This window comes from Flavobacterium maritimum (assembly GCF_040049085.1).
Lineage (GTDB): Bacteria > Bacteroidota > Bacteroidia > Flavobacteriales > Flavobacteriaceae > Flavobacterium > Flavobacterium maritimum.
On record NZ_JBDLZY010000007.1, the window covers coordinates 42,703 to 57,142 of the forward strand.

At 34.9% G+C, this 14,440-nt stretch carries 11 protein-coding genes; 6 read left to right on the forward strand and 5 right to left on the reverse strand.

Going from position 1 to position 14,440, the window contains the following annotated elements; translation table 11 throughout:
- On the reverse strand, positions 1–2,421 hold the full coding sequence (locus ABEB23_RS15375) for a YfhO family protein (RefSeq protein WP_348813506.1): 2,421 nt from the start codon (positions 2,419–2,421) through the stop codon (positions 1–3).
- A 50-nt stretch (positions 2,422–2,471) separates the two neighbouring features.
- Positions 2,472–2,756 (reverse strand): DUF4834 family protein, encoded by a 285-nt coding sequence (locus tag ABEB23_RS15380; protein WP_348813507.1) that lies wholly within the window; start codon positions 2,754–2,756, stop codon positions 2,472–2,474.
- Positions 2,757–2,877: 121 nt separating this feature from the next.
- Between ABEB23_RS15380 and ABEB23_RS15385 the strand changes: the two genes are divergently transcribed.
- Both ABEB23_RS15385 and ABEB23_RS15390 read left to right on the forward strand, forming a co-directional pair.
- Complete coding sequence (locus ABEB23_RS15385; RefSeq protein ID WP_348813508.1) at positions 2,878–3,825, forward strand: transporter; 948 nt, start codon at positions 2,878–2,880, stop codon at positions 3,823–3,825.
- A 157-nt stretch (positions 3,826–3,982) separates the two neighbouring features.
- Complete coding sequence (locus tag ABEB23_RS15390) at positions 3,983–5,101, forward strand: GTP cyclohydrolase (protein WP_348813509.1); 1,119 nt, start codon at positions 3,983–3,985, stop codon at positions 5,099–5,101.
- An 81-nt stretch (positions 5,102–5,182) separates the two neighbouring features.
- On the opposite strand, the gene capB is transcribed toward ABEB23_RS15390, so the two are convergent.
- Entirely contained in the window at positions 5,183–6,445 is a 1,263-nt protein-coding gene (capB, locus tag ABEB23_RS15395; RefSeq protein ID WP_348813510.1) for a cysteate-C-fatty acyltransferase, read from the reverse strand.
- Positions 6,446–6,798: 353 nt separating this feature from the next.
- Here capB and ABEB23_RS15400 point away from each other — a divergent pair, with 353 nt between their 5' ends.
- Positions 6,799–7,572, forward strand: a complete 774-nt coding sequence (locus tag ABEB23_RS15400; protein ID WP_348813512.1) for an NYN domain-containing protein — start codon at positions 6,799–6,801, stop codon at positions 7,570–7,572.
- 720 nt (positions 7,573–8,292) lie between these two features.
- Here ABEB23_RS15400 and ABEB23_RS15405 read toward each other — a convergent pair.
- Positions 8,293–8,742, reverse strand: coding sequence for a lipocalin family protein (locus ABEB23_RS15405; protein WP_348813513.1), 450 nt, complete (start codon positions 8,740–8,742; stop codon positions 8,293–8,295).
- A gap of 221 nt (positions 8,743–8,963) precedes the next feature.
- On the opposite strand from ABEB23_RS15405, the gene ABEB23_RS15410 reads away from it, so the two are divergent.
- From ABEB23_RS15410 to ABEB23_RS15420, 3 genes are all read left to right on the forward strand, one after another.
- Positions 8,964–9,542, forward strand: coding sequence for a non-canonical purine NTP diphosphatase (locus tag ABEB23_RS15410; protein ID WP_348813514.1), 579 nt, complete (start codon positions 8,964–8,966; stop codon positions 9,540–9,542).
- 204 nt (positions 9,543–9,746) lie between these two features.
- Positions 9,747–11,672: a DEAD/DEAH box helicase gene (locus ABEB23_RS15415; protein ID WP_348813515.1), complete on the forward strand. Its 1,926-nt coding sequence runs from the start codon at positions 9,747–9,749 to the stop codon at positions 11,670–11,672.
- An 88-nt stretch (positions 11,673–11,760) separates the two neighbouring features.
- Positions 11,761–12,531 (forward strand): carboxypeptidase-like regulatory domain-containing protein, encoded by a 771-nt coding sequence (locus ABEB23_RS15420; RefSeq protein WP_348813516.1) that lies wholly within the window; start codon positions 11,761–11,763, stop codon positions 12,529–12,531.
- A gap of 360 nt (positions 12,532–12,891) precedes the next feature.
- On the opposite strand, the gene ABEB23_RS15425 is transcribed toward ABEB23_RS15420, so the two are convergent.
- Positions 12,892–14,355: an aminoacyl-histidine dipeptidase gene (locus tag ABEB23_RS15425; RefSeq protein ID WP_348813517.1), complete on the reverse strand. Its 1,464-nt coding sequence runs from the start codon at positions 14,353–14,355 to the stop codon at positions 12,892–12,894.
- Positions 14,356–14,440 lie beyond the last annotated feature (85 nt).

Here is a 14,440-nt window from a genome sequence, read left to right on the forward strand (position 1 = left end):
CTACAGATTTTTTTTTCTTTCGAAATAAATTCCACCTGCTAAAAGTAACAACATTCCAATTGAACTAATCAAGGTTATGGTACTTCCTGTTTTTACCACTTGAGGTTCAAACTTGAATTCAATAGTGTGTTTTCCAGCTGGAATAGTCAAGGCTCTTAAAACATAATCCACTCTAAAATGAGAAACTTCCTTTCCGTCAATGAAGGCATTCCATCCTTTTTCATAATATATTTCAGAAAAAACAGCTAAACCTTTATTTGAATTTACTGAGGTATATTTTAAATAATTAGGTTTATAAACATCTAGTTTTATCGTAGCCGAACTGTCTTTGGCGAAAGCCGTATCATCATTTTTAAAAATAGAACCAAATTCAGACTGATTTAATACCGCAACATTTTTAGAATCTAAACTATCCAAAGCTTTCATTTCTTCATCTGCTGTTTGAACAAATTTTATTTGACTAACAAACCATGCATTTCCGTTTACATTTGGATTCGAGGTTGGAAATTCGTTACCTTCTTTATCAGTTTGAATCACATACTTGACATTAAGCATGTTTAGAATTTCCATATTATTTTTAGAAATTTGGTAATCAAACAATTGTTGTACTCGTCTAGGTTTTGCCGCATGATAGCCTCCTAATGATTTATGAAAATAGGATGCTCTGGCACTTGTTAAATTACCGTTTACTTCAAAAACTCTATAGTGTGACTTATCTTTCAATATTTCTACATCCGAAGGAGATTCCTGAAAAGGAACTTCAACTTCCCTTCCACTCACAAAATCTTTACCCGAAACATACTTTTTATCCACAAAAAACAAGTCAAAAATCATCAAAAGCCCCACTAAAATTATTGTAGTGTTTTGGGCCAGTCTGTTTTTTGTAAATAGCCATAAAACACCAACAGCAATAACAATAAAGAAAGCAGAACGTAACAAGTCGGCACTGTACAAACTCATTCTGTCTGCCTTAAGTGCATCTACAAATCCAGGACCGTAACTTTCCAGAAAATAACTGTCACTGCTTCCTGCAAAACTGAACATACTTTTGCTCAAAAACAGAATCACGATAACTCCTAAACCGAAGGTTCCTGCTTGTAACAAACCTTTTGTTTGTTGCTCTTTTTCTAATTTAAAAAAGGATTGTAATCCCATAATGGCCAGAACAGGAAAACACAATTCCAGAATTACCTGAATTGAGGAAACCGCTCTAAACTTATTGTACATGGGAACATAATCAATAAAAAAGTCTGTCAGTAGCGCGAAATTTTTTCCCCAGGACAGTACCAATGCAACCATTGCTCCCCCGAAAAAAACATATTTAATTTTTCTCTTATCGATAAATAAAGCCAAGATTGCCAAAAAGAAAACGACAACTCCAATATAAGCCGGTGCCGCAACGATTGGTTGATCTCCCCAATACGTAGGCATTCCCGAAACAAAATCAGCTGCTTGTGCTTCCGGCACTCCTTGTCCAATCATGAATTCATACATTTTACTGTCTGTCCCTACAGCTTCATTATTAGAACCTCCAAAAAGTCTTGGAGCAATCAAATTAAAACTTTCGGTGATTCCGTAACTGTATTCTGTAATATATTCTCTGGACAAAGCACTGTTCCCTTCTATTTTAGAACCGTCAGGATTAAAAGTCAATTCGCTTTTTCCACGTGTACTGAAATTCGCATATTCGGCTGTTGCCAATAAATTAGTGGCATTGGCACCAACAGCAAAAATTCCGGCTACCGCCAGAACTCCAAACGAATACAACAGCGATTTGTATTCCTTATCCTTTACAGCTTTATAAATAAAATAAGCGGTAAGTATCAATAAGAAAATCAAAAGGTAATACGTCATTTGAAAGTGATTGGCATTAATTTCCAATGCAGTAGCAAATAAGGTAATTAATCCACCCAAAATATATTTCTTCTGAAAGACCAAAATAAAACCGGCGATAACCAGTGGCATATAAGCAATAGCATGCGCTTTGGCATTATGGCCAACACCCAAAATTATAATTAAATATGTTGAGAATCCAAAGGCTATAGCTCCGAAAAAGGCTTTGAGAGGATCAATTTTTAAAACCAATAGAAGTCCGTAAAACCCAATAAAGTACAAAAATAAATAGTCAGCCGGACGAGGTAAAAATCGTAAAACATCATCAACAGCACCGATATAATCGTGAGGGTATTTAGCTCCTAATTGATAGGTTGGCATTCCTCCAAAAGCAGAATTGGTCCAATAAGGTTCTACATGCTCTGTGGCTCTAAAATCGTTTTGCTCTTTGGCCATCCCGGTATATTGGGCAATATCCGATTGGGAAATTTGTTTTCCTTGCAATACAGGATAAAAATAAATAAGAGAAATGAGAACAAAACCAAGTATGGCTAAAGCGTGTGGGTAGAACTTATTAAGTATTTTCAATTTAAAAAGATTTGGATTAATAGTATAAAGCTTGCTATTTTACGGCAAATTTAATCTATTTCTTCGTAATCAACGTAATCTCCCACTTTTTTGGTTTCACGAGGATTTTTAGCATTAGTGGTATTATAGATAATTTCATCTTTACTTGCAGTTGTCTGCCATGAATTATCCTGTGAATATTGTTGCTGTTGCTGTTGAAAATTTTGCCCGGCTTTTTCCACTACTTTTTTAACTAATAGAGGCAAAAATAATTTAGCCAAAAATTTAAAAATGTAATAGAAAGCAAGCATCCAAAATAATGCTTTTATAAAACCAGTAAAAGACGCTGTTTGCATAATCAAATAATTTTTTCCAAAATTAATAAATCAAACGTTCAAAATTAAAATATCATTCTTAAATAAATAATAAAATAAAGTACATTTGAAATGCGTTATTCTTTTTCAAATAAAATTTTATATGTTCAAAATAAAAAAAATACTTTTTATCGCTCTTTTCATGATTCCGTTTATTCATTACGGACAGTACACCGACCAAATTAACTCCAACAGACCTGGTGAAACCATGTCGGCATTTGCAGTGGGAAAATCCGTTATTCAAGTAGAGACTGGGGTTTATGCCATTACTGAAAATCATAGTTTATTGAATTATGATGCCAATGGTTTTGGACTGGATGCTACTCTAAGATGGGGCTTGTTTAAGGAAAAATTAGAATTGATTGCCGACATACAATACCAAAACGAAGAAGTAACCACTTTGTACAGCAAAGTCGATAAAAACGATTTCAAGCAAACCAATTTAGGAGCAAAATATTTGATTTACGATCCCTTTAAAAACTATAAAAGAGAGGTTAATATCTACAGTTGGAAAGGGAATCATGCTTTCGACTGGCATCAATTAATTCCTGCCGTTTCTGTGTTTGCGGGAGCTAATTTTGTATTCGACGACAATCCATATTCATTTTCTCCTGAATCCAGTATTTCTCCAAAAATCATGTTGATTACACAAAATCATTTTGGTGACGGAAGCTGGGTTTTTGTAACCAACATTATCGGCGATTACATCACAACTGACTATCCGAGTTATGGCTATATACTAACCTTAACCAAAGGAATCAATGATAAATGGTCTAGTTTTATTGAAAACCAAGGCTTCAGCAGTGATTTTTACAGCGACGCCATTCTTAGAGGCGGGGCAGCTTACCTGATAAACAAGAACATACAAATAGATGCATCCATAAGCACCAGTCTGAAAGATACACCATCGATGATTTATGGCGGATTCGGTTTTTCTTGGCGCTATGATGCCAAATACAAGGAAGTCCGAATTGACAAACCAAAAGAAAAATCATCCAAAGAGAAAAATTACCAAGAGCAAGAAAGAAAACGAAAAACAAATTTTGATTAATCTCTATAGAAGATTCGATCGCTAACTATTTTAGAGGAATTCCCTTTTAAAAATCTAACTAAAAAGCTTTAAAATAGGGCTTTTTAGTTAGATTTTTTTTTATTCAGCAATAAGTTAGTTATATTCGTGGCCTTGCTCAAAATAAAACATTTTCTCAATGATTACCATACAAGAAGCTAAAACAAAAAAAGAATTAACCGAATTTATAAAATTCCCTTTTTCTCTATACAAAGACAATAAATACTGGGTTCCGCCAATCATCGCTGATGAACTGGAAAGCTTTGATAAAACAAAAAATCCTTCTTTTGAAAATGCGGAAGCCTATTTTTATACCGCTCACAAAAACAATCAAATGGTGGGTCGAATTGCAGCTATTATCAATTGGAGCGAGGTGAATGACCAACAAAAAAAGAAAGTACGATTTGGCTGGTTTGAAGTAATTGACGACATTGAAGTAACAAAGGCACTTTTAGAAAAAGTCTACGAATTAGGCCGAAAAAATAATTTAGAACATGTAGAAGGCCCAATGGGATTCTCCAATCTGGATAAAGTAGGTGTTCTCACCGAAGGTTTTAATGAAATGGGAACTATGGTTACCTGGTACAATCATCCTTATTATGCGACTCACTTCGAGCAATTAGGTTATGTTAAAGAGAAAGAATACATCGAAAGTAAATTCCCTTTTTCAAATGTTAGACCTGAATTTTTCGAAAAGGCAAACGAGCTGGTTAAGAAAAGGTACCAATTATCTCCTCTTAATTTCAAAAGCACCAAAGAAGTGATGCCCCATGTGGACAAAATGTTCGATTTATTCAACGCGTCCTATGCTTCCTTGTCTTCATTTGTAGCCATTTCTGATACGCAAAAAGAATATTTCAAGAAAAAATACATCAGTTTCATCAATCCGGAATTTATCAAATTCGTAGAAGACAAAGATCACAATATTGTTGCTTTCAGTATTGTAATGCCTTCATTTTCTGAAGCGCTTCAAAAAACAAAGGGAAAATTATTCCCTTTTGGATTCCTTCATTTGCTTAAAGCAAAAAAACAAAGTAAGGATGTACTCTTTTATCTTATTGGCGTTCTTCCTGAATACCAAAATAAGGCAGTAACAGCTATCATTTTCAAGGAATACTACGAAACTTTTAAAGAAAAGGGTATTGTAAATTGTTTCAGAACTCCTGAATTAGCGGATAACGCTGCCAGTATTAATTTGTGGAAACATTTTGATCCGGTTGTAAACAAACGCAGATGTACTTTTATAAAGAATTTGTAAATTTTCAAACATAAAAAAATCCTGAGTTAATACTCAGGATTTTTTTTTAAAACTAAAACAGTTTGTCCTTTTGGGATTAAACTACGCGTCCAAATCAACTGTAGTTCTACTTGCAATTTCTTTATATGTACCGTTTTCTAATTTTTCACGGATAGCTTCAAAAGCAGTAAGTGTTTCATCAATATCTTCCAATGTATGCGAAGCAGTAGGAATTACACGCAATAAAATCATTCCTTTTGGAATAACCGGATAAATTACTATCGACAAGAAAATACCGTAATTTTCTCTTAAGTCATTCACCATTACCATCGCTTCCGGCACACTTCCTTCCAAGTAAACTGGTGTCACGCAAGTATTGGTATCGCCAATATTAAATCCTTTGCTTCTCAAACCATTTTGCAAAGCATTTACATTTTCCCATAATTTGTTTTTCAATCCTGGGTTCTCACGCAACAATTGCAAACGTTTCAAAGAACCAATCGTTTGGATCATTGGTAAAGCTTTGGCAAACATTTGAGAACGCAAATTGTATTTCAAGTAATCGATAATATCTTTATCGGCGGCCACAAAAGCACCAATGTTAGCCATTGATTTGGCAAATGTAGAGAAGTAAACATCAATTCCATCTTGACAGCCTTGCTCCTCGCCTGCTCCGGCACCTGTTTTACCAAGTGTTCCAAAACCGTGTGCATCATCTACTAAAAGACGGAAATTGTATTTCTTTTTCATTTCAACAATCTCTTTCAACTTTCCTTGCTGACCACGCATTCCAAAAACACCTTCGGTAATAAAAAGAATTCCTCCTCCAGTTTCTTCGGCTAATTTCGTGGCACGTTGCAGGTTTTTCTCCATACTTTCAATGTCGTTGTGCTTGTAAGTAAAACGTTTTCCACTGTGTAAACGAACACCGTCAATAATACAAGCGTGACCATCAACATCGTAAACAATTACGTCATTTCTGGTAACTAAGGCATCAATGATGGACACCATTCCTTGGTAACCAAAATTCAATAAATAAGCTGATTCTTTCATTACAAAAGCAGCCAATTCATTCTCTAATTGCTCATGATATTTAGTATGTCCACTCATCATACGCGCACCCATTGGGGCAGCAGCACCATATTCAATAGCTGCATCCGCATCTGCTTTACGAACTTCTGGATGATTTGCAAGACCCAAATAGTCATTCAAACTCCAGTTCAAAACCTCTTTTCCTTGAAATTTCATTCTCGGTCCCAATTCTCCTTCCAATTTTGGAAAAACAAAATAACCCTCTGCTTGCGAGGCCCATTTTCCTAATGGTCCTTTATTGTTTTGAATTCTTTCGAATAAATCTTTTACCATAATATATTTGAAGTATTATATTTTTTTAAGAAGTTGCAAAAATAATTATTTATAATTTATTACGGTGTCGAAAGCAAAATTATTTTCAGAGGTTTATTCTAATGACTATCAGGAGCTTTTTCCTGCTCTCCATGACAAGCTCTCCTTGAAAAACCTTTTTTTCTAATGCGCTGTCAGGAGCTTCCTATGGTCGCTCAGACAGCACAAGAAAAAATAGGTTTTCTTGCGTCAAGGCTTTTTATTCCGATCAGGGCTAATCACGAAACTTCAGGAGCTTACAAACGAGAAACTTCGTATATTTGAGACGCAATTGCAAACCTTATGTCAATTGTAAAAAATCAATACAATAAATTATGTCACAAGACGAAAAAGAATTAAAACTTGCCGTACTCATTGATGCTGACAATGTTCCTTACAGCAATGTAAAAGGGATGATGGAGGAAATCGCCAAGTTCGGAACTCCAACCACCAAACGTATTTATGCCGATTGGACAAAGCCCAATGCCGGAGGCTGGAAAAGTGTTTTATTAGAACATGCCATTACACCTATTCAACAATACAGTTATACGGTAGGAAAAAATTCTTCGGATTCTGCCATGATCATCGACGCCATGGATTTATTATATTCGGATAAAGTCGATGGTTTTTGTATTGTTTCCAGTGATTCCGATTTTACACGTTTAGCCATCCGACTCAGAGAATCGGGCATGAAAGTCATTGGTATTGGTGAACAAAAAACCCCAAATTCATTTATTGTGGCCTGTGACCGATTCGTTTACATTGAAGTCTTGGATGGAGCCATTAAAAAGAAATTACCAAAACGATCTACCGACACTAAAAAACCCGTTGAGAAACCCGTTGAAAAATCCCTTAGTAAAATAGATTTACATACCATCGAACTGATTGAAGCAACAATAGAAGACATATGTGATGATGATGGCTGGGCATTCCTTGGAGATGTGGGTAATCTTATTGTAAAGAAAAAACCGGAATTTGATCCCCGAAATTATGGTTTTTCAAAACTAACCCCAATGCTGAAATCCCTAACTGATATTCTTGAAATAGACGAAAGAGAATCTGATAAAAAAGGAATTAAACATGTATATGTGCGATTACGCTTTAGTTAGAACCATCAAAAATACAATTAGTTAACATCCCAAAATTGACAACAAAAAAGGAGGACCTTTTGAGTCCTCCAGTTGTTGATTCTGATTTACCATTATCAACTCATACTATAATTGTATAGCTGACTATTGAATTATCATATCTTATTGTAAGATCGATATACTCAAGTAATTAATCAAAATCACACTCAAAGATACGATTTACTTTCGCCAAAACAATTGTAAAACAAGGTTTTAACCAACATTTAACACCTTGATTTCCAATACTGACCACACCGATTTCTGAATAGCTTTTTACTCCATTTATGGTAGTCTGATGACCCCCAAACTTTACAAATAAAACTATAATAGGTCAAGATATGACACAAAAAAAGGAGGCCTTTTTGAAGGGCCTCCGATTGTTGTGGTTTTGATTTACCAATATTAACTCATACTGTTACTAGTAGGGTCGATTATGAATTATCATATATCACTATAATACAGACAACTCAAGTAATTAATCAAAACCACACTCAAAGATACGACAAATAACAACTAATTAATTAAAAATAAACACTTTAACTCACAATTAACTTGCTACTTTGCAATCTTTAAAAAAGAGTTAATTTTTCCTTTCACGCAATTTTATAATACAATTTACATTCACAATTCTATGTTCAAAAATAACATTTTCCGAGGTTGCGCCCTATAAGCTCAAAATCAGAACAAACCCTACATCTGAAATTATGCTTTCGTTAAAGTTATAAATACCACATAAGTATCCCCTTCAAATGTTTCTGAATATTTTACTTTTAAAACAGTACTTGACACACTTACCACTTCTAAAGGAATTGAAATCCCATCTCCCGTAATGGTTATAATAGAACCACTTTTTGACCATGTACCAGTAGAAGTTTCCAATTGACACTCCGAATTATAGTAATCACCGTCATTATAAACACCTCCAGATTTTAGTTCTATAAAATCTTTTGGGCATCCTGGTTCATTATCATCATAATCTTCTTCCGCAGAGGGCACTCCATTAAGTACAGTAGACATTTTAGAGAAATTCCATTTCCCTTCAACAGTAGCTGTCACAGGATTTGGAGAATCATTGTCATCATTACCGCAGGAAGAAACAAAAGTCATAGCAAAAGCTAAAACCAACACGAATAAAACACTTACTTTTTTCATAATCTTATTGTTTTAAGTTAAAACTGCCATTTTGAAAAACCCCATCTAATTTACAACATAAATACCTATAGATAAATAGATTAACAAAAATACTCTCTAAGGATTTTCAGTCTTTCAAAAAGAATCGATCTCAAATTATCAATCCAATTACATCTTTTCATTCGACTCATTCCAGCTTAAAAATTTGCTACCTTTGCACAAAATCACAAATAAAAACAAACATGCAACTCGTCTTCGCTTCCAATAACAAGAATAAAATCTTGGAAATACAAAGTATGCTACCTGAAACCATCAAAATTCTAAGTTTAGAAGATATTGGCTGCATAGAAGACATTCCGGAAACTGCAGCAACTTTAGAAGGAAATGCTATTTTAAAAGCCAATTACGTAACCGACAAGTATGGTTATGACTGTTTTGCAGATGATACTGGCCTTGAAGTAGAATCTTTGAACGGGGAGCCAGGAGTTTATTCCGCACGATACGCAGGAGAACAACGTAATGCTGAGGATAATATGAATAAATTACTGGAGGCATTATCTGACCAAACAAACCGAAAAGCACAATTCAAAACCGTTATAGCATTGAACATTAATGGTAAACAACATCTTTTTACAGGTATTGCATCTGGTACAATCACTTTAGAAAAAGCAGGAAACCAAGGCTTTGGTTACGACCCTATTTTTCAACCCGAAGAGTACGAGGAAACCTTTGCCCAATTAGCATTAGAAATTAAAAATAAAATAAGTCACAGAGGCAAAGCCACACAGCAATTAATCCACTTTTTAAAAGAACAGAATTAATTGTTTAAAATACAACATATTTTATTCTAAATTTTAAATTTATAGGTATTATTTTAAGCCAAATTCTTATTTTCGAAATTGCAAATCGGGCAACAAAAATATAACTTTCTGATAATCAAATCATAATAAAACACTAAATCTTAAAATAGCATTAGTTTATATGAATTATTAACAGTAATTTTGCACCCTATTTTAAAAATACATATGAATAAATTTGAACAATTAGGATTAAGTGAATCGTTACTGAAGGCGATTTTAGATCTAGGATTTGAAAATCCGACCGAAGTACAGGAGAAAGCGATTCCCCTATTATTGGAAAAAGACACAGATATGGTTGCGTTGGCTCAGACAGGGACAGGGAAAACGGCAGCTTTTGGTTTTCCGCTAATTCAGAAAATTGATGCCAACAACAGAAATACACAAGCATTAATTTTATCTCCAACTCGCGAACTTTGTTTGCAGATTACCAACGAAATTAAAAACTACTCTAAATACGAAAAAGGTATTAATGTAGTAGCAGTTTACGGTGGAGCAAGTATTACAGAGCAAGCTAGAGACATTAAGAGAGGAGCACAAATTATTGTGGCTACTCCGGGTAGAATGCAAGATATGATTAACAGAGGATTGGTAAACATTTCTCAAATCAACTATTGTGTTCTTGATGAAGCTGATGAAATGTTGAACATGGGATTCTACGAAGACATCGTAAACATCCTTTCTACATCTCCAGACGAAAAAAGCACATGGTTGTTCTCTGCAACAATGCCACAAGAGGTTGCAAGAATTGCAAAACAATTCATGCATGAGCCTTTAGAAATTACAGTTGGTGCTAAAAACTCAGGTTCAGCAACGGTTTCTCACGAATTTTACCTTGTAAATGCACGTGACCGTTACGAAGCTTTGAAACGTTTAGCCGATGCTAATCCAGACATTTTCTCAGTAGTTTTCTGTAGAACAAAACGTGATACACAAGCTGTTGCCGAAAAATTAATTGAAGATGGTTACAGCGCTGCCGCTTTGCACGGAGATTTATCTCAAGCACAACGTGATGGTGTAATGAAATCTTTTAGAGGAAGACAAATCCAAATGCTTGTAGCTACTGATGTTGCTGCTCGTGGAATTGACGTTGACAATGTAACTCACGTAGTAAATTACCAATTACCTGACGAAATCGAAACCTATAACCACCGTTCTGGTCGTACAGGTCGTGCAGGTAAATTAGGTACTTCTATTGTGATTGTAACTAAAAGTGAATTGCGCAAGATTTCTTCTATCGAAAGAATCATCAAACAAAAATTCGAAGAAAAAACAATCCCTTCTGGAATTGAAATCTGCGAAATCCAATTATTGCACTTAGCCAATAAGATTAAAGATACTGAAGTTGATCACGAAATTGACAACTACCTTCCTGCAATCAACAATGTTCTTGAAGGATTAACGAAAGAAGAATTAATCAAGAAAATGGTTTCTGTAGAGTTCAACCGTTTTATCAATTATTACAAGAAAAACAGAGACATTTCTGCTCAATCTTCAGGTTCAGACAGACGTGAACGTGATGGTAGAGAGGGTGCTCCAAGAGAAAATAATAATGGTGGTGCTACCAGATATTTCGTGAACATTGGTTCGAGAGATAATTTTGACTGGATGTCATTAAAAGATTACTTGAAAGAAACATTAGACCTAGGTCGTGATGACGTTTTCAAAGTAGATGTAAAAGAAGGTTTCTCTTTCTTTAACACTGATCCGGAACACACTGATAAAGTAATGGAAGTATTGAACAACGTACAATTAGAAGGACGTAGAATCAATGTTGAAATTTCTAAAAATGACGGTGGTGGAAGACGTGACCATAACGGAAGAAATTCTGGTGGTGGTTTCGGCGGAAGAAGTTCAGCTCCAAGAAGAGAAGGTAATTTCGCTCCAAGAAGAGAAGGTTCTGGTGGTGGTTTTAGAAGCGACAGAAACGCTGCTCCAAGAGAAGGTGGTTTCAGAAGCGACAGAGGATCTGCTCCAAGAAGAGAAGGTGGTTTTTCTGAAAGAGCTCCAAGAGAAGGTTCTTCTGAAAGAGCCCCAAGACGTTCTGAAAGCTTTGGTGATTCACCAAGACCAAGAAGACCAAGAAGAGACTAACATTTACTGTTAATTTTCTTATAATTATATTCGGAAACTACAAAATATTTAATCCTGATTTACTACTTTTAAAGTTTTAAATTAGCTTATGAAATATTTTGTAGTTTTCTTTTTTCTACTATTATCTGCAACCACCACTATTGCGCAAGAAATTGAACTTTCTCAAAGAGTATCCGGAACGATAATAAACGACGACACAAACCTTCCTTTACCTAATGTAAACGTCATCAACATCAATAAAGTTAGAGGAGCTACTTCTGACATAAATGGATACTTTGAAATAAACGTTCAACAAGGTGATACTTTACATTTTACCATTTTAGGTTTTCAATCATTGAGAGTCAGAGTTACAAACGACTGGATAAAAAATAAAACAACACGAATTCGTCTTACCGAAAAAGCAATTGCACTCGAAGAAGTTGTCATCAGGCCTTTTAACTTAACTGGTTATCTGGAAGTCGATTCTAAATTAATCCCCACAAAAGAAAATTACCGATACAGTATTTCTGGTTTAACACAAGGATATGAAGCAGGTGAATATTCGCCCGATGCATTCGGAAAAGTTTTGGGTTCCATATTTAATCCCGCCGATGTCCTCTATAATTTCTTTGGTAAAAATCCAAAAGAACTCAAGAAACTTAAAGAAATGAAGAAAGACGACACGGTCCGAAAGCTTCTGGAATCAAAATACGACAGAGAAACTATTGCTGTTCTTCTGGGAATTGAAGTAAAGGAAATATCCGAAATATTGCAACGTTGCAACTACTCAGAATCCTTTATACAAACAGCAAACGATTTACAAATAATGGATGCAATCAGTTCCTGTTATGAAGAATATAAGATTTTGAAGAAAAAATAAGATTTTTGCCTTCGCTGTTCTGTTACTCTTTTAATTAAAAAATAAATCAATCCTTGATTATGTTAGTTCGTAATTGAGGATTTTTTATTTGGAAGAAAAATCTGTTTTGCACAAAGAAATCATCTATATTTACTTAAATAATTGAAGATTAACATTTAAAACATACCACCATGGCAAAAAGTCAAGACGCAAAAAAAACCGTAAAAAAAGAACCCCTTAAAACCGCTAAGGAAAAGAAAGAAGAAAAAAGAGAAAAGAAAAATAGTCCAAAAAGGGATTAAAAAAAATCAGTTTCAGTCTCAGTTTCCAGTCGTACCTTTAATAAAGTTGCGACTGAAAACTGTAACTATAAACTGAATTCTATTTAGCAGGAATGTTCGCTAAAATTTCCACTACAAATTTCCAGAATTTCTGAGCAGAAGAAATACTTGCTCTTTCGTCTGGTGAATGTGCTCCGTGAATGGTTGGTCCAAAAGAAATCATATCCATATCCGGATAGTTTGTTCCCAGAATCCCACATTCCAGTCCGGCATGACAAGCCACAACTTTAGGCTTCTCATTATGTTGTTTTTCATAAATCCCAACTAAAACATCCAATATCTCTGATTTTGAATTGGGTGTCCATCCAGGATATGATCCTGAAAATTCCACTTCACAACCCATTAATTCAAAAGCAGAACGTAAAGCGTTAGCCAAATCAAATTTGGATGTTTCAACAGAAGAACGTGTTAAACATTGAACAGAAAGTTGCCCTTCACCCAATACTACTTTAGCAATATTATTAGAGGTTTCTACCAAATTATCAAAATCAGCACTCATTCTGTACACTCCATTATGAGCGGTATACATGGCTCTAACGAAATAAAACTGAGCGATAGAAGGCATTACTTTTGCTGGAGTTACATCCATTTTTTCAAAAATAACCTCTAAACTAGGCTCTGTCGTTTTAAACTCGGTTTTGATTTCATTTACAATCTGTTGCATATCAAAAACGAAAGCTTCATCATATACTTCTGCAATGATTACTTTTGCAACACTTTCTCTAGGAATCGCATTTCGCAAACTTCCTCCTTTTATTTCGGCAATCTGCAAACCAAAATTATCAAAACCATCAAACAATAATCGGTTCATGATTTTATTGGCATTACCCAAACCTTTATGAATATCCATTCCCGAATGCCCACCTTTCAATCCTTTTACGGTAATAGTATATCCTACCGAACCTTCAGGAGTTTCCTCTTCATCATACTCGGCAGTTGCGGTAACATCAATTCCTCCGGCGCAACCAATATCAATTTCATCATCTTCCTCAGTATCTAAATTCAAAAGAATCTGACCTTGAAGAATCCCTCCTTTTAAATTCAAAGCACCAGTCATACCAGTCTCTTCATCGATAGTAAATAAAGCTTCAATAGCTGGATGCGGTATCTCTGTACTTTCCAGAATAGCCATAATAGCAGCGACGCCAAGTCCATTATCAGCACCAAGTGTAGTTCCTCTGGCACGTACCCAATCTCCATCAACATACATTTCGATTCCTTGCGTATCAAAATCAAATACAGTATCCGCATTTTTTTGATGCACCATATCCAAATGCCCTTGAAGCACAATCGCTTTACGGTTCTCCATTCCTACAGTTGCCGGCTTACGGATAATTACGTTGCGAATTTCATCTTCAAAAGTTTCCAATCCCAGACTGTTTCCAAAATTTTTCATAAACTCAATTACACGTTCTTCTTTTTTTGAAGGACGAGGTACTGCATTTAAATCGGCGAACTTATTCCAAAGTGCTTTAGGCTCCAGATTTCTTATTTCTTGGCTCATTTATATTTGTTTGAAGTTTAACATTTCTAAGCTTCAAAGTTACAAAGTTTATATTCTTTTCGGCACTAATTGATATTGTAATTAT